The organism is Pseudomonas sp. 9.1(2019) (genome assembly GCF_009910445.1).
Taxonomy (GTDB): Bacteria; Pseudomonadota; Gammaproteobacteria; order Pseudomonadales; family Pseudomonadaceae; genus Aquipseudomonas; species Aquipseudomonas paraversuta.
In genome coordinates, this window is the sequence record NZ_VBWF01000006.1 from 149,111 (window position 1) to 165,657 (window position 16,547).

Annotated in this window: 15 protein-coding genes; 12 read left to right on the top strand and 3 right to left on the bottom strand. The window is 61.5% G+C overall.

Translation table 11 applies throughout. From position 1 onward, the window contains the following. The first annotated feature begins 139 nt into the window (after window positions 1–139). Window positions 140–787, top strand: a complete 648-nt coding sequence (locus tag FEZ21_RS10475) for a class I SAM-dependent methyltransferase (protein WP_003446756.1) — start codon at window positions 140–142, stop codon at window positions 785–787. Here the strand turns inward: FEZ21_RS10475 and ampC are convergent. Then, complete coding sequence (gene ampC / locus FEZ21_RS10480) at window positions 784–1,944, bottom strand: class C beta-lactamase (protein WP_160627062.1); 1,161 nt, start codon at window positions 1,942–1,944, stop codon at window positions 784–786. The genes FEZ21_RS10475 and ampC overlap by 4 nt on opposite strands. A gap of 223 nt (window positions 1,945–2,167) precedes the next feature. On the opposite strand from ampC, the gene rnd reads away from it, so the two are divergent. From rnd to FEZ21_RS10495, 3 genes are all read left to right on the top strand, one after another. After that, a complete protein-coding gene (gene rnd, locus FEZ21_RS10485; RefSeq protein WP_003446760.1) occupies window positions 2,168–3,301 on the top strand; it encodes a ribonuclease D in 1,134 nt (377 codons plus the stop codon). Further along, entirely contained in the window at window positions 3,298–3,591 is a 294-nt protein-coding gene (locus FEZ21_RS10490; RefSeq protein WP_003446762.1) for a YcgL domain-containing protein, read from the top strand. The genes rnd and FEZ21_RS10490 overlap by 4 nt, the downstream gene beginning before the upstream one ends. A gap of 119 nt (window positions 3,592–3,710) precedes the next feature. Then, window positions 3,711–4,643, top strand: a complete 933-nt coding sequence (locus FEZ21_RS10495) for a D-2-hydroxyacid dehydrogenase (RefSeq protein ID WP_160627064.1) — start codon at window positions 3,711–3,713, stop codon at window positions 4,641–4,643. 266 nt (window positions 4,644–4,909) lie between these two features. Here FEZ21_RS10495 and FEZ21_RS10500 read toward each other — a convergent pair whose 3' ends face one another. Then, window positions 4,910–5,503: a nitroreductase family protein gene (locus tag FEZ21_RS10500; RefSeq protein ID WP_003446766.1), complete on the bottom strand. Its 594-nt coding sequence runs from the start codon at window positions 5,501–5,503 to the stop codon at window positions 4,910–4,912. A gap of 155 nt (window positions 5,504–5,658) precedes the next feature. Between FEZ21_RS10500 and FEZ21_RS10505 the strand changes: the two genes are divergently transcribed. From FEZ21_RS10505 to FEZ21_RS10540, 8 genes are all read left to right on the top strand, one after another. After that, window positions 5,659–6,108 carry a YcgN family cysteine cluster protein gene (locus tag FEZ21_RS10505; protein WP_003446767.1) on the top strand — a complete coding sequence of 150 codons (450 nt, stop codon included), beginning with the start codon at window positions 5,659–5,661 and terminating at the stop codon, window positions 6,106–6,108. Window positions 6,109–6,135: 27 nt separating this feature from the next. Continuing rightward, window positions 6,136–7,365 (top strand): hypothetical protein, encoded by a 1,230-nt coding sequence (locus FEZ21_RS10510; RefSeq protein ID WP_160627066.1) that lies wholly within the window; start codon window positions 6,136–6,138, stop codon window positions 7,363–7,365. Window positions 7,366–7,559: 194 nt separating this feature from the next. Then, entirely contained in the window at window positions 7,560–7,649 is a 90-nt protein-coding gene (gene kdpF, locus FEZ21_RS10515; RefSeq protein WP_003446770.1) for a K(+)-transporting ATPase subunit F, read from the top strand. 8 nt (window positions 7,650–7,657) lie between these two features. After that, complete coding sequence (gene kdpA / locus FEZ21_RS10520; RefSeq protein WP_003446772.1) at window positions 7,658–9,352, top strand: potassium-transporting ATPase subunit KdpA; 1,695 nt, start codon at window positions 7,658–7,660, stop codon at window positions 9,350–9,352. 10 nt (window positions 9,353–9,362) lie between these two features. Beyond that, window positions 9,363–11,435 carry a potassium-transporting ATPase subunit KdpB gene (kdpB, locus tag FEZ21_RS10525; RefSeq protein WP_160627068.1) on the top strand — a complete coding sequence of 691 codons (2,073 nt, stop codon included), beginning with the start codon at window positions 9,363–9,365 and terminating at the stop codon, window positions 11,433–11,435. A 21-nt stretch (window positions 11,436–11,456) separates the two neighbouring features. Then, window positions 11,457–12,008 carry a potassium-transporting ATPase subunit KdpC gene (kdpC, locus tag FEZ21_RS10530; protein ID WP_160627070.1) on the top strand — a complete coding sequence of 184 codons (552 nt, stop codon included), beginning with the start codon at window positions 11,457–11,459 and terminating at the stop codon, window positions 12,006–12,008. Between the two features lie 75 nt (window positions 12,009–12,083). Further along, on the top strand, window positions 12,084–14,750 hold the full coding sequence (locus FEZ21_RS10535) for a sensor histidine kinase KdpD (RefSeq protein WP_003446778.1): 2,667 nt from the start codon (window positions 12,084–12,086) through the stop codon (window positions 14,748–14,750). 36 nt (window positions 14,751–14,786) lie between these two features. Beyond that, window positions 14,787–15,479, top strand: coding sequence for a response regulator (locus tag FEZ21_RS10540; protein WP_003446780.1), 693 nt, complete (start codon window positions 14,787–14,789; stop codon window positions 15,477–15,479). Here FEZ21_RS10540 and FEZ21_RS10545 read toward each other — a convergent pair whose 3' ends face one another. Beyond that, complete coding sequence (locus tag FEZ21_RS10545; RefSeq protein WP_160627072.1) at window positions 15,480–16,508, bottom strand: patatin-like phospholipase family protein; 1,029 nt, start codon at window positions 16,506–16,508, stop codon at window positions 15,480–15,482. Between the last annotated feature and the right edge of the window lie 39 nt (window positions 16,509–16,547).

Sequence of the window (16,547 nt, forward strand, 5' to 3'; positions counted from 1 at the left end):
GCGTTGCGGGATCGAGCAAGCTCGCTCCCGCAGAATTGATCAATTTTCTATCCGGGTTTTATGGTTTTCTGACAATTTTTTCACTGGTGCCCCGCTAGTCTCTGTGTCGAACATAACCAAACACTAGAGTTCGCGGGCCATGTCATCGCAGCTACCTTCCACCGTTGAGCTTGAATTCGCCGAACGCTACGACCGCGAGCATGCGCAAGTGTGCCGCGAAGTGCGGCCGCAGGGCATTGTCCGGCGGCTGGCGTTATGGCGTGAAAAACGGCTGGTTCGCCGGGCGCTCAAGGTGGCGGGCGAGCCGGGGCTGGTGCTGGATCTGGCGTGCGGTGCCGGGCGTTTCTGGCCCGTGCTGGCAGAGCACGGTAACCGGGTAATCCTCGCCGCCGATTCTTCCCAGGGCATGCTCGATCATGCCCAGACCCACCATCCGCTCAGCTTGCTGGCGCGCATCAAACTGTTCAAGAGCTCGGTGTTTTCCATCGACATGTCCGAAAACGCGGTGGACAGCATCTTCTGCATGCAGCTGTTTCACCATGTTCGCGACAGCGAACATCGCCTGGCCATCCTGCGCGAACTGCATCGCGTGAGCCGCGACAGCCTGATCCTGTCGGTATGTGTGGGGCGCTCTGTGGATCAGTGCAGGGACTCGCAACGGATTGTCGTGCGCAAGGAAGAAATTGAATCCCAGTTTGCCCTGGCAGGTTTCAGCATCCTCAAGCATTACGATGTGCTGCCCGGTTATGCACTGGGCAGCATCTACATCGTGCGCAAAGAGGCTTAGTCGAGGGCGTTGAGGATTTTATACGCCAGTTCGATGCGGGCACTGTTGGGGTAGTTCTTGTTGGCCAGTATGACCACCGCCTGTTTTTTCACGGGTATCAGCGCCACATAGCCGCCAAAGCCACCGGTGGAGCCTGTCTTGTTGATCCACACCGCCTCCTGTGGTGCCAATGGCGGGTGCAGGGCGATGGCGTCATTGTTTTCGTAGGCCATTTTGTCCGAATTGCCGAGCAGCAGATTCTTCAGCGTGACCGGGTAGGCGTATTGCTCCCAGATCAAATCCTGGGTCATGGGCCCGATCCGGAAGTAGCCGGTGTGAGTGTCGCCAATGGCCTGCTGGATTTTTGTCGACGGCTTGCCCGGCAAGGCATTCAATTGTGCAAAGTGAATCAGGTCACGGCTACTGGTTTTGACTCCGTAGGCTTCGTTGCCCAGCATGCCGGAATTGAGCCTGACCGGTTGATCCTGCTTGTCATAGCCTTGGGCATAGAGGGCCATCTTGCTCTTCGGCACATCGATATAGGTGCTGTGCAGGCCCAGTGCGGGGAACAAGGTGTTTTCCATGGCTTGGACAAAAGGCTGGTTCATGCTCCTGGCGGTAATCAGGCCCAGCATGCCGATGCTCGGGTTGGCGTAGCTTCTTTGGGTACCCGCGGGGTAGACCGGTTTCCAGGCCTTCAAGTAGTCCATTAACTGTTGTTCATTCTGTACGGCGTCTGGCACCTGCAACGGGAAACCGCCAGCGGTGTGGGTGGCCAGATGGGTCAGTTGCACCTTGCCAAAAGCCGTGCCTTGAAGTTCGGGAACGTATCGGGAAACCGGGGCGTCGAGTGACAGCTGACCATTGATCTGAGCATAGGTGGCCAGGGTGGCGGTCAGGGTTTTACTGATCGAACCGACCTCAAACAGGGTGTCGGAACTGATGCGCACCCGGGTGTCCCTGGAGGCTACGCCGAAGTTGTAGAAGTGCTGCTTGCCATTGACGCTGACGGCGATGCTCAGACCCGGAACACCATAGGTCTGCATCAACTGTGTGGCACCTTCGGTCACGGCGGCATCGAGTCCGGGAACAAGGTCTTGCGCCAGTGCTGCAGTGCTGAAGGCGCAAAGGCCCACCAGCACCAAAGTAATACCGGACAGCTTGTGGGGGACAGGCATGGGGTTAATCCTCGACTCTTGTTTGCGTGGACACTGACGGGTGTTCTTGCGGTTTCAAAGCACCGTACCCTGCAGGTTTGGGAAATCACCCGGCTCAGGAATAAAAATTGTGACGGTAGTTGCCTGAAATTGTGTAGGTTTTTCGTCGCTTAGAGTGTCAGTCAATGCCCGGAACTCCCTGGCGGCGATATATACTGCGCGCCATTCTTCAAGGGAGAGCCGTGTGGCCATCGATATTCACTGGATTCGCGACAACGATAGCCTCGGCCAGCATTGCGCCGAATGGCAGAGCCTGCCATTCGTAGCCCTCGACACCGAATTCATGCGGGTCGACACCTTTTACCCGATTGCCGGTCTGATCCAGATTGGCGACGGTGAGCGCGCTTACCTGATCGACCCCCTGACCATCGACAACTGGCAGCCTTTGTCCGACCTGCTGGAAAACCCGGCAGTGGTCAAAGTGCTGCACGCCTGCAGCGAAGACCTCGAGGTTTTGTTACGCCTGACCGGCAGCCTGCCGGCGCCTCTGTTTGACACGCAACTGGCCGCGGCTTACCTGAACCTGGGCTTCTCCATGGGCTACTCGCGCCTGGTCAAGGAAGTCCTTGATCTCGACCTGCCCAAAGGTGAAACCCGTTCTGACTGGTTGCAGCGTCCGCTGTCGGAAACCCAGATCAGCTATGCCGCCGAAGATGCCCTGCATCTGGCCGAGGTGTATGTGTTGCTGCGTCCGCGCCTGTCGGATGAAAAGTACGCCTGGGTGCTGGAGGACGGCGCCGAACTGGTGGCCAATCTGCGCCGTGAAGTGGACCCTTACGAGGTGTACCGTGAGGCCAAGCTGGCCTGGAAGCTGTCACCTGCGCAACTGGCAGTACTGCGTGAAATTTGCGCCTGGCGCGAACAGCAGGCACGGGCCCGTGATCTGCCGCGCAATCGTGTAGTGCGTGAGCATGCGTTGTGGCCATTGGCGAAAACCCAGCCCGACAATCTGGTGGCCCTGGCGCGTATTGAAGATATGCACCCGCGCACCGTGCGTCAGGATGGCGAGTTTTTGCTGGACATGATCAAGCGCGCTGCCAGTCTGCCGCCAGAGCAATGGCCGCCGGCTGTGCCTGAGCCGTTGCCGGTTGAAGCCGCCGCGTTGATCAAGCGCCTGCGTGCCATCGGTCAGGCAGAAGCTGAACGTCTGAACATTGCGCCGGAACTGATGCTGCGCAAGAAAACCCTGGAAGCCCTGCTTAAAAGCGGCTTTCCCAATGGCCCTTATCACTTGCCGGACTCACTGCGCGGATGGCGCCGTGAGCTGATGGGCCAGGCTTTGCTCGATAGCCTGGCCACCGCTGGAGAACCGTCTTGAAACGTATTTGCTCTATCTACCGCAGCCTCAAACGCAACGAAATGTACCTGTACGTGCTTAAGGCCGATGCTCTGGAGCGTGTGCCCGAGTCTCTGATGAGTGCCTTTGGCAAGCCGCACCACGCGTTCGATCTGGTGCTGAGCCCCGAGCGCGCCCTGTCCCGTGAAGACATCCACAAGGTGCTGGAAAACCTGGATACCCAGGGCTATCACCTGCAGATGCCGCCGGCCGAGGACGAATATATCGAGCACTTGCCCGAAGAGCTGTTGCGTCGTAACGATCCGATGTAAATGCCCGGCGCCCGGTTCCGGGCGCCTGTCGCAAAAGGCTCATTTTGATTGGCGGTGGCCGAACGCTACGGGGGCGATCCCGGCGGCGGGCGCTGCAGTGTTTTAGGAAGGTTACAAGCATGCGCGTCCTGATTGCCGAGCACGATTACCCGCTTTACGCCCAACTCTTGCAGCAGGCTGCACCCGAACTGGAAGTGCAGACCAGCGGCGATTCGGCGCAATTGGCGAAGATGGCTGCAGATTGCCCGGTGTGGCTGGGGCAGCCGGACCTGATGGCGACCCTGTTGCGTCAAGGGCACAAACCACAGTGGGTGCAATCAACCTGGGCCGGCATCACCCCCTTGCTGGCCGACGGCCTGCAGCGCGATTACCGGTTAAGCCGGGCAGTCGGCATCTTTGGCCAGGTGATGGCCGAGTATGTGCTGACCTATATGCTCGGCCATGAGCGTGAAGTCATAGCGCGCCTGCTGAGCCAGGTTGAACGCAAGTGGGACAACCGCACCGGCCGCAGCCTGGTAGGGCGCAAGGTGTTGATTGTCGGGGCAGGGGACATTGGCCAGAGCGTGGCACAGTTTCTTGTACCCTTCGGGGTTGAGCTGTACGCCATTGCCAGCACTGCCCGGGAACAGGCGCCGTTCCGGGAAGTTGCCACATTGAGCGATTTGCCGCGGCTGGTGGGGCAGATGGATTACGTGGTCAACCTGTTGCCCAACACGCCGCAAACCCACGACCTGTACGACGCCGAACTCTTTGCACTGTTCAACCCCGAGGCTGTGTTCATCAATGCCGGGCGCGGTGTGGCCGTGGTGGATGCAGACCTGGTTGAAGCCTTGCGTGCGGGGCATCTGGCGGGCGCGATCATTGATGTCTGCCGTCAGGAGCCGTTACCGGCCAAGCATCCATTCTGGACGGCCTGGGGTTTGCTGCTGACCGGTCATAGCTCGGCGCCGACATCGCCGTCGTTGATGGTGCAGCTGTTTGTCGACAACCTGCGGGCGTTCCAGGCGGGTGAGGCACTGCGCGGCGAAGTGGATTTCGCACGCGGGTATTAAAGAAATGGTCAGCTTTGTGGGAGCTGGCTCCCACAGGGCCCATACACCATTGTGGGAGCTGGCTTGCCAGCGATGCTGGTGACGGGACTCGCCTGATACAGCGCACCGCGACTATCGCCAGCAAGCTGGCTCCCACAGGGTTGGGGTGTTCCAGGCGGGTGAGGCACTTGTGGGAGCTGGCTTGCCAGCGATGCCGGCGACGGGGCTCGGCTGATACAGCGCACCGCTACCATCGCCAGCAAGCTGGCTCCCACAGGGTTGGGGCGTTACAGGCTGAAGTCACCCTCGGCTACCAGCTTGCTCAGCGGCTCACGCTGGCTCGGGACTTCCTTGGCCTGCAGGTAATCCACCAGGCTGGCCTTGTCGCCCAGTTTGCCGATGGCCACCATCGCCTGAATGGCATAGCCCTCAGGGATTTTCAGTTCCTGACGTGCGCGCTCGTAATCCAGGCCGCTCATGCCGTGGGTGTGCCAGCCGCTCAAGTGCGCTTGCAGCGCCAGATGGCCCCAGGCAGCGCCGGTATCGAAGGCGTTGGTCGGAGCCGGCTTTTCTTCTGTAGTACCCGGCGCGGCGAATGTGGTTTTCGACACAATCACCACCAGCGCCGCAGCGTGTTTGGCCCATCCCTGGTTGAACTCCACCAGCAGGCTCAGGTAACGCTCGAAATCCGGGGTGCCACGCAGGGCGAACAGAAAGCGCCAGGGCTGCGAGTTGTAGGCCGAAGGTGCCCAGCGGGCGGCTTCGAAAAAGCTCAGCAGGGTGGCCTTGTCGATGCTTTCGTCAGTGAAGGCTCGGGGCGACCAGCGTTGGGTGAACTGCTCATGGATCTGGTGTTCGGCAATGCGATTGGAAGCAGGCATTCGATTTTCCTGAGTTGATTTGGCGGGTACAAAGCTACTGTTACGCCTTGAACGTGACAAGTCCAGTGACACCTTCAGTCACCAGCGCTTGGCCCGGGGAGCGCGGGGCACTAGACTGGCGGCCTTTTCCACTCCCTGATGTTGATGTTTGAGCCATGGCCGCAATAGTTGAACCGTTCTGGATCCGCAAAACCCTCGATCAACTCGATCAAGAGGAATGGGAGTCGCTGTGCGACGGATGCGGCCTGTGCTGCTTGCAGAAGCTCGAGGATGAAGACGATAACAGCGTCTACTACACGCGCATTGCCTGCAAATTGCTCGACCTGAAAACCTGTCAATGCACCGATTACGCCAAGCGTCGCGACAGTGTTCCGGACTGCATTCAGTTGTCGCCGGGCAAGGCCGAAGAGTTCAAGTGGTTGCCGCCGACCTGTGGCTACCGCCTTGTCAGTGAACGCAAGGACCTGCCGCTCTGGCACCATCTGGTGTGTGGCGACCCTGACGCGGTGCACCACGAACGCATTTCGCAATCCGGACGCATGCTCGCCGAGGGCAGCGTGCCGGAAGACGACTGGGAAGATCATCTGATTTTTCGCGCCGGTTAAGTGCCGGAGCGGTGCCATGGAGTGTGTATGCCGCTGCGATACCAATGGCCTCTGGGGCTGCTGCTACTGATAGTCAGCAGCCCGCTGTGGGCCGCCAAGAAAGTCGACTTTGACTACTATGTCCGCCTGTTGCCGCAAAGCGATCAGGCCGAGGTGCGCTTGACCCTGGCCGAAGGAACGGCAGTGCGCAGCCTGGATTTCGACCTTGGGCCACCGGGCAGTTACAGCGATTTCAAGGCTGACGGCCAGTGGCAGCTGACCCCCGATGCACATCACAGCCGTGGCCTGTGGCACCCGGCGCCGGGCAAGGCCAACCTGAGCTACCGCGTGCACTTGAACCATCAGCGCAAGAACGGCAGCTTCGACACTCGGATCACCCCGCAGTGGGCGTTGTTTCGCGGCGAAGACCTGGTCCCTGCGGCCAGTCTCGATCAGCAGGACGGCAGCGAGCTGGTGTCGCGTCTGGCGTTCGAGTTGCCACCGGGCTGGAAAAGCATCGAAACACCATGGCCGCGGATCGGCAAAAACCGTTTTCGCATCGACGATGTCTCCCGTGTGTTTGACCGGCCGACCGGCTGGATGCTCGCCGGTACGCTGGGCAGTCGCCGCACCATGCTGGGGGAAACCGAAGTGACTGTCTCCGCGCCCAAGGGGCAGGGCATGCGGCGTATGGATGTGCTGACCCTGCTGACGTTCGTCTGGCCCCAGGTGCAAGCCGTATTCCCGCGTAACCCGGCCAAACTGCTGATCGTCGGTGCGGGCAGTCCGATGTGGAAAGGCAGTGCCGCGGCGCGCAACTCGATTTACCTCTCCAGTAGCCTGCCTCTGGTCAATGAAGCAGGGAGCAGTCCGTTGTTGCGCGAACTGGTGCAGCTGTTCAGCGCGATCAATGTCGAGCCGGAGCATGCCTGGATTGGCGAAGGGCTGAGTGAGTATTACGCCATTGAGTTGATGCGCCGTGCCGGTGGCATGAGTGACGAGCGTTACCAGGCCCTGCAGCACCGGCTCAATGCTGCCGGCAAGGGCGTGACCCGCCTGCGTGGCCCGGCCAGCCCGGCGATGGTGGCGCGGGCTGTCACGCTGCTGCAGGCGCTGGACCGCGAGATCCGTTTGCAAACCCGCAACAAGCGTTCACTGGATGACGTCAGCCAGGCCTTGATGCGTCTGGACAAGGTCAATACCCAGGTGTTTGTCCAGCTGAGCGAAAGCGTGCTGGGCGGGCAGTCCGAGGTGCTGGACACACCGCTGCTGCATTAAACCATTACGGGGCATGCCTCGGGGGCTCTTGAATCTGGCCGCGAAGAGCTCGCGAGGCAAGCTCGCTCCTACAGGTAAGCGCGGTTTTTTACGCCTTCTTTACGCCCCCGCATCCCCCTCGATCTCGATCCTTTACGCCCATGTTGCGCACACTCTTCCTACACGCGGCAATTGCCGTTACGGGGAGATTTGTCATGGGCGTTCTGGATGGGGTGTCGCTGCTGTTGGCAGTGGGGCTGTTCGTTTATCTGCTGGTTGCGCTGTTGCGCGCAGATCGGAACTAGGAGCGGGTATGCACAGTTATGACTATGCGCTGATTCTTGCTTTCTTCGCGTTGGTGCTGCTGCCGGCGCCCTTTCTCGGGCGTTTTTATTATCGGGTGATGGAAGGCCAGCGCACCTGGCTGACTCCGGTATTGGGGCCGGTGGAGAAGGTCTGCTACCGCGTCGCCGGGGTTGACCCGGGCACCGAGCAAAGCTGGCAGAAATACACCCTGGCCCTGCTGGCATTCAACCTGGCGGGTTTTGTGCTGTTGTTCGCCATTTTGTTGCTGCAACAGTATTTACCCCTTAACCCGCAGCAGTTGCCGGGGCAAGAGTGGACCCAGGCATTCAATACCGCTGTGAGTTTTGTCACCAACACCAACTGGCAGAGCTACAGCGGTGAAGCGACCCTCAGTTACTTCAGCCAGATGGCCGGTCTGACCGTGCAGAACTTCGTCAGCGCGGCCACCGGTCTGGCGGTGCTGGTTGCGCTGTGCCGGGGTATCAGCCGCCGCTCGGCGCAAACCCTGGGCAACTTCTGGGTCGACATGACCCGCGCCACGCTCTACGGCCTGTTGCCGCTGTGTCTGGTGCTGGCGCTGTTTCTGGTCTGGCAGGGGGTGCCACAAACCTTCGCCCACTACGTCAATGCGCTGACCCTGCAAGGCGCGGATCAGGTCATTCCTCTGGGCCCGGCGGCCAGCCAGATTGCGATCAAGCAACTGGGTACCAACGGCGGCGGCTTTTTCGGCGTCAACTCGGCGCACCCGTTCGAGAACCCGAGCGCCTGGAGCAACCTGTTCGAGATGGCTTCGATCATCCTGATCCCGGTGGCGCTGGTGTTCACCTTTGGCCATTACGTCAAGGATCTGCGTCAGAGCCGGGCCATCATCGCCTGCATGCTGGCATTGTTCCTGATCGGCGGCGGTACGGCGCTGTACGCCGAATACCAGCCCAACCCGACCTTGAACAGCCCGCTGGTGGAGCAAACCGCGCCGCTGGAAGGCAAGGAAGTGCGCTTCGGCACCACGGGCACCGTGCTCTGGACCGAAACCACCACCGCCGCCTCCAACGGTTCGGTGAACGGTATGCACGACAGCCTCAACCCGCTTGGCGGGATGGTGGCGCTGGTCAACATGATGGTCGGCGAAGTGATCTTCGGCGGCGTCGGTGCCGGGCTCTACGGCATGTTGCTCAACGTGTTGATCGCCGTGTTCCTGGCCGGCCTGATGATTGGCCGCACCCCGGAATACCTCGGTAAAAAACTGCAGGCCAAAGAGGTCCAGTTGCTGGTGGTGACCTTGCTGGTGATGCCGGTGGGGGTGCTGGTGCTGGGGGCTATCGCTGCCGTATTGCCAAGTGCCGTGGCTTCGGTGAGCAACCCCGGGCCCCATGGTTTCAGCCAGATCCTCTATGCCTTCACCTCGGCCAGTGCCAACAACGGTTCGGCATTTGCCGGGCTCAGCGCCAACACGCCGTTCTACAACCTGATGCTGGGCCTGGGCATGTTGATCGGGCGCTTCGGTTACATCCTCCCGGTACTGGCCCTGGCCGGCAGCCTGGCGATGAAGAAAACCGCGCCCATTGGCCAGGACAGTTTCCCCACCCACGGCCCGCTGTTTGTGGCGCTGTTGACTGTGACCATTTTACTGGTGGGCGGCCTGACATTCTTGCCGACCCTGGCCCTTGGCCCAATCGCTGAACAACTGACCCTGGGCTTTTAAGGAGACGATGATGACTATGCCTGCTCCTGTTTCCAAGTTGACTCCTGCGCCTGAAACCAGGGCGCTCGAATCACCCAAAACATCCTTTGCCGATATCTGGCGTCCGGCCTTGCTGCAAGCCTTCGTCAAACTCGATCCGCGTCAGCTCAAGCGCTCACCGGTGATGCTGGTGGTGGAACTGACTGCCATTTTCACCACCGTGCTGTGCTTTATGCCCGAGCCTGCGGTGCCCACCGGGGTGGCGGTGCAGATCGCCCTGTGGCTGTGGTTTACCGTGCTGTTTGCCAACTTTGCCGAAGCCCTGGCCGAGGGTCGCGGTAAAGCCCGCGCCGATAGCCTCAAGGCCGGCAGCGTCGGTTTGAGCGCGCGGCGGCGTACGGCCACGGGCGGTTTTGAAGTGCTACCTGCGACCCGACTGCGCAAGGGCGATGTGGTGCGCGTCGAAGCCGGGGAGATGATCCCCGGTGACGGTGAGGTGATTGAAGGGATTGCCGCAGTCAACGAAGCGGCCATCACCGGCGAATCGGCACCGGTGATTCGTGAGTCTGGTGGTGACCGCTCGGCGGTGACCGGCAACACCCGGCTGGTGTCGGACTGGCTGCTGGTGCAAATCAGCGCCAACCCCGGCGAGTCGACCCTGGACCGCATGATCGCACTGGTGGAAGGCGCCAAACGCCAGAAAACCCCTAACGAAGTGGCGCTGGATATCCTGCTGATCGGGCTGACCCTGATTTTCCTGATTGTCGTCGTGACCTTGCAGCCGTTCGCCTATTACGCCGGTGGCAGCTTGCCGCTGGTGTTTCTGGTGGCACTGCTGGTGACCCTGATTCCCACCACCATTGGCGGCTTGCTGTCGGCCATCGGGATTGCCGGCATGGACCGGCTGGTGCGGCTCAATGTCATCGCCAAATCCGGGCGTGCGGTGGAAGCTGCGGGCGACGTGCATGTGTTGATGCTGGATAAAACCGGCACCATCACTTTCGGTAACCGTCGCTGCACGGCGTTGTATGCATCCCCCGGCGTGACTGCCAAAGAGCTGGCTGAAGGTGCATTGCTGGCCTCCCTGGCGGACGAAACGGCGGAGGGCAAGTCCATCGTCGAGTTCATTCGCGGCCTGCATAGCTTGCCAGAGCCTGCGGCCTCTGATTTCACCGCCGTGCCCTTTACCGCTGAAACTCGCTTGTCGGGCATCGACTGCAACGGGCGGATTTATCGCAAGGGTGCAGTGGATTCGGTACTGGCCTTTGTCGGCCTCAAACGCAGCGAAGTACTGCCGGCGTTGTCGCGGGAGATCGACAAGATCGCCCAGAGCGGTGGCACCCCGTTGCTGGTGTGCGCCCAGGGCCGGTTGCTGGGTGCAATTCACCTCAAGGACGTGGTCAAGCCCGGGATCCGCGAACGCTTTGCCGAATTGCGCAAGCTGGGGATTCGCACCGTGATGGTCACCGGTGACAACCCGCTGACCGCTGCGGCGATAGCGGCCGAAGCCGGTGTGGATGACGTGCTGGCCGAAGCCACGCCGGAGAAGAAGCTGGCGCGCATTCGCCACGAGCAAAATGACGGGCGGCTGGTGGCCATGTGTGGCGACGGGGCCAACGATGCACCGGCGCTGGCCCAGGCTGACGTCGGCATGGCGATGAACGATGGCACTCAGGCTGCGCGGGAAGCCGCGAACATGGTCGATCTGGACAGCGACCCGACCAAGTTGCTGGATGTGGTGCAAATCGGCAAGGAACTGCTGGTGACCCGTGGCGCCCTGACGACGTTCTCGATTGCCAACGATGTGGCCAAGTACTTCGCGATCCTGCCGGCGCTGTTTGCCACCATCTACCCGCAGCTGGGCGTGCTCAACATCATGGGTCTGAGCAGCCCGCAGAGCGCCATTCTTTCGGCCATCGTGTTTAACGCACTGATCATCGTGGTGCTGATCCCGCTGGCCTTGCGTGGCGTGCGGGTCCAGGCGGCAAGTGCCGCGCATTTGCTGCGCCGCAACTTGCTGATCTATGGCGTGGGCGGGCTGGTGGTGCCCTTTGCAGGCATCAAGCTGATCGACATGCTGCTCACGGCGCTGCACCTGGTTTAAGAACTTTTAGAGGACTCAATCATGGCGACTCTTTTACGTCCGGCCCTGAGCCTGATGGTGTTGATGACGGCGATCACCGGGGTGATCTACCCGCTGACCGTTACCGGGATCGCGCAGCTGGCGTTCCCACACCAGGCCAATGGCAGCCTGGTGCGCGACAGTGCGGGCCAGGTCCTGGGTTCGGCGCTGATCGCGCAGGACTTCACAGGGGCTGGCTGGTTCCACCCGCGCCCGTCAGCGGGGGCGTTTGCCACGGTGTCCAGTGCCGCGAGCAACCTGGCGCCGAGCAACCCGGCGCTGGCCACGCGGGTCAAGGACAGTGCTGCGCAGCTGGTGGTAGCCGATCAGGGCCCGGTGCCCCTGGCGCTGCTGACCACCTCGGGCAGTGGCCTGGACCCGCACTTGCCTCCTGAGGCAATACGCTATCAACTGGTGCGTGTGGCTGCGGCGCGTAATTTGCCGGTGCAGACGGTAGAGCAGCTGCTGCAACAACATATCGAGCAGCCGCTGGTGGGGCCGCCGGTGGTGAACGTATTGCTGCTGAACCAGGCGTTGGCTCAGCTTAAAAACTGACTGCACCCCGCAGGAGCGAGTTTGCTCGCGAGCAAGCTCGCTCCTGCGGGGTTTATGTATTCAATAGGTAATTCCATGACAGATTCCGGTCGCGCCGATGCGCTGTTAGCTGATTTGCCACGGGCAGGCCGTGGCCGGCTCAAGGTGTTCCTTGGCGCAGCCCCCGGCGTGGGCAAGACCTACGCCATGCTGCAAGCGGCTCATACCCAGGTCCGTCAGGGCGTAACGGTGCTGGCGGGGGTGGTCGAGACCCATGGCCGGGCCGAAACCCAGGCATTGCTCAACGGGCTGCCTCAGCAACCGATGCTGCGTTCGGAGTATCGCGGCGTGCAGCTCGAAGAAATGGACCTCGACGGTTTGCTGGCGGCCAGACCCGGGCTGGTGCTGGTGGACGAACTGGCCCACAGCAACGCCCCGGGCAGCCGTCATGCCAAGCGCTGGCAGGATGTCCAGGAGCTGCTGGCAGCGGGCATCGATGTGTATACCACGGTCAACGTCCAGCATTTGGAAAGCCTCAATGATCGGGTGCGCGGCATTACCGGGGTACAGGTGCGTGAAACCCTGCCCGACTGGATCATCCAGGAAGCCTACGAACTGCTGTTGATCGACCTGCCGCCGCGGGAGCTGCTGGAGCGTCTGCGCGAGGGCAAGGTGTACGTGCCCGAGCAGGCACGGGCAGCGATCGACGCCTTTTTCTCCCAGACCAACCTCAACGCCCTGCGTGAACTGGCGATGCAGACGGCAGCGGTCTACGTCGACGATGAGCTGGACAAAGGTTATCGCCAGCAGGGGCAATCGGCTCCGGCGCTGCGTGGACGCCTGCTGGTGGGAATTGATGGCGACGTGCATGCCGAACGCCTGGTACGTCACGCCAGCCGCGTCGCAGAGCGCAGGCATCTGCCCTGGAGTCTGGTGCATGTGGACAACGGCACGGTGCGTGACGAGCAGTCACGGCTGCGTCTGCAAAACGCGCAACAGCTGGCTGAGCGCCTGGGGGGCGAAGTGGTGCTGCTGCGCGCCGGTGAAGTGGCCAGGACGCTGATCCAGCACGCCAGCGAGCGGCGTGCCAGCCTGTTGCTGGTGGGCCAGTCGCGCCTGACCTGGCGCCGCCGGGTCTTTGGCGGCGGGCTGGCTTCGCGGCTGCTGCGCGATGCCCACGGTCTGGAAATCAACGTGCTCGACAATGAGCAGTCGCCCACTGCGGCTTCAAGCCGGGGAGTGCCCACCCTGGTGTGGTTCGATTATGGCCTGGCGCTGGTGGCGACCATCCTGGCCAGTGCCCTGGCCTGGGGCGTTTCCAGTGTGCTGGCGCTGCCCAATATTTCGCTGGTGTTTCTGGCGGCGGTGTTGCTGGTGGCCGTGCGCAGCAGTCTGGGGCCCTCGCTGGCCTGCGCTGCGCTGTCGTTTCTGGCCTATGACTTTCTGTTCATCCCGCCCAACTTCTCGTTCAGCATCCAGCGCGAAGAAGACGTGCTGACCTTGTTGTTCTTTTTGCTCATGGCAGCCCTCACCGGCAATCTGGCGGCCCGGCAACGACGGCAGTTGCAGGCGCTGCGTGAGACTCAGGAGGAAACCACGCAATTGCTCGACCTGTCGCGCAAGCTGACTGCGGCTACCGATCGCCAGGCGGTGATCAATGCCGCGGCCCAGCATTTGAGCAGCTGGAAGGAGCTCGATGTGTGTTTGCTCAAGCGGGACCCCGACGCTGGCTGGCAGGTCGAGACTGGCGGCCCCCTGCAGCTCAGCGAGGCCGAGCGCGCGGCTGCGGATTGGGCCTGGGCCCACGACCAGCCCTCCGGCAAGGGCACCGGCACGCTGCCCATGGGGCGTTGGTGGTGGTGGCCGTTAAGCGCTGAAGAGGGGCCGCTGGCCTTGCTTGGGGTGTGCCCCAAGGGAAATCTGGCGCTCAGCGGTCAACATCGTCGCCTGTTGATGGCGCTGAGCCAACCTCTGGCCCAGGCACTGGCCCGGGCCCGTTTGGCCCAGGATCTGGAAGCGGCGCGTTTGCACGGCGAGACCGAGCAGCTGCGCAGTGCCTTGCTGGCCTCCGTGTCCCATGATCTGCGCACGCCCCTGACCACGATGCAGGGCAGTATCGATACCTTGCTGGCACTGGGCGAGTCGATACCGGTACAGGATCGACGCGAACTGCTGGAAGCCACCCGCGATGAAGCCGAGCGTCTGGACCGCTACATTCAGAACCTGCTGGACATGACCCGGCTGGGGCACGGCGCGTTGAAGCTGGCCCGTGACTGGGTGTCACCGGCCGATATTGTGGGCAGTGCCCTGAATCGGCTGCGGGCGGTGCTGGCACCGCTGCAGGTAAAGGTTGAGGTGCCGGCGCAACTGCCGTTGCTGCACATCCACGCGGCGTTGATCGAGCAGGCACTGATCAATGTGCTGGAGAACGCTGCACGCTTCTCACCGCCTGCCGGGCAATTGGTGCTGCAAGCGGGTGCCGATGAGCAGGAGCTGTGGTTTGCGGTCAGCGATCAGGGCCCGGGCATCCCGGAGGACGAGCGGGCGAAGATTTTCGACATGTTCTACACCGCCGCCCGTGGCGATCGGGGCGGGCAGGGGACCGGGCTCGGGCTGGCTATCTGTCAGGGCATGGTCGGTGCCCACGGTGGGCGAATTACTGTCGGTGACGGTATTGATGGCAGCGGTACCTGTATCACGCTGTACCTGCCCTTGCCCGAGCAGCCGGCCTTCGATCAGGAAGAGTCCGGCCTTGAACACTGATATTCTTCGGCCATTCCTTTACTGCGATGTGATGCCATGAGCCAGGGCGCGACTATTTTGGTCATCGACGATGAACCGCAGATTCGCAAGTTTTTGCGCATCAGTCTGGTCTCCCAGGGCTACAACGTGCTGGAAGCTGCCACTGGGGCTGATGGCTTGAGCCAGGCGGCGTTAAAGCAGCCGGACATGCTGGTACTGGATCTGGGCCTGCCCGACATGGACGGCCAGCAGGTGCTGCGTGAATTTCGCGAATGGTCGAACGTGCCGGTGCTGGTGCTTTCGGTGCGCGCCAGTGAAGTGCAAAAGGTCCAGGCGCTGGACGCCGGGGCCAATGACTATGTGACCAAGCCTTTCGGTATCCAGGAATTTCTGGCCCGGGTCCGGGCTCTGTTGCGCCAGGCCCCCGCAGGCGAGACGCAAGAAGCGGCGATTGAGCTTGGCCCTCTGGTGGTTGACCTGGCCTATCGCCGGGTGTTGCTTGATGGGGTCGAAGTGGCCCTGACCCGCAAGGAGTACGCGGTGCTGGCGCAACTGGCACGGCATCCGGGACGGGTGATCACCCAGCAGCAATTGCTCAAGGACATTTGGGGCCCGACCCATATCGAAAACAGTCATTACCTGCGCATCGTGATCGGCCATCTGCGGCAAAAGCTGGCGGATGATCCGACGCATCCGCGATTTATTGCCACTGAAGCGGGCGTCGGTTATCGGTTGCTGACTCGGGTTTGACTAATGCTCTTCACTTTCGTAGCGGTCCAGCGTGTCTTTGGCGATTTGCCGGCCCAGAGCGATGAGTTCCGGGGCTTTGTAGAACTCAAAGAAGCGGCACACGCGTTTGGGCACATTGATCAGGATATCCGGCGGGTAACCGGCAATCTTGTATTGGGCCAGGGAGGTCTGCATCACCTCGAAGCTCTGGTTGATCAAGTCCAGCAGCGAAGCGGGGCCGACGTTGTCGATGATGAACGAGCCGGTGGCTGACTTGGGGGCGCCCTGGTCGCCAGTATGCCGGGCTTTTGGTGCGGCCGATTCGAGCCAGGGATCGGGCACCTGTTCGGTCAGGGGGTTGAGCATTTCCTGTTCCAGGTTCAACAGGTGCTCGGCCTGTCTGGTGCGAAACGGAATGTGCGACCCCAGTGAGCTCATCAAACTGTCGAAGCGGCCCTTGAATGCTGCAGGGCGCTCGATGACGGGCAGTTGATAGTTATTGTGGTGGGTGGAGTTCAGGTTGACGGCGATGATCAGGTCGCAATGGCTGGAGACCACCGGGACTATGGGTAAAGGGTTGAGCAGGCCACCGTCGACCAGCATGCGGTTGCCCTGCATCACCGGGGTGAACAGGCTTGGAATTGCCGCCGAAGCCCGCATTGCCTGGTGCAGGCAGCCCTCCTGAAACCAGATTTCCTGCTGGTGGGTGAGGTCGGTAGCGACTGCGGTGTAAGGGATGCGCAAGTCTTCGATGTTGATCTCGCCAACGATATTGCGGATCTGGCCGAAGACTTTTTCGCCGCGGATCGCTCCCAGCCGGAAGCTGACATCGACCAGGCGCAATACATCCAGGTAGTCCAGGCTTTGAATCCAGTCGCGATACTGGTCAAGTTTGCCGGCGGCGTAGATGCCGCCCACGACCGCGCCCATTGAGCAGCCTGCAACGCAGGCAATGTCGTAACCGCGACGCTCAAGTTCTTCAATGACGCCGATATGGGCATAACCCCGGGCACCCCCGGAGCCTAATACCAGTGCAATACGTTTTTTCATGAACCGAACCTTCGTCTGACAGGTGTCCACAATGCCTTT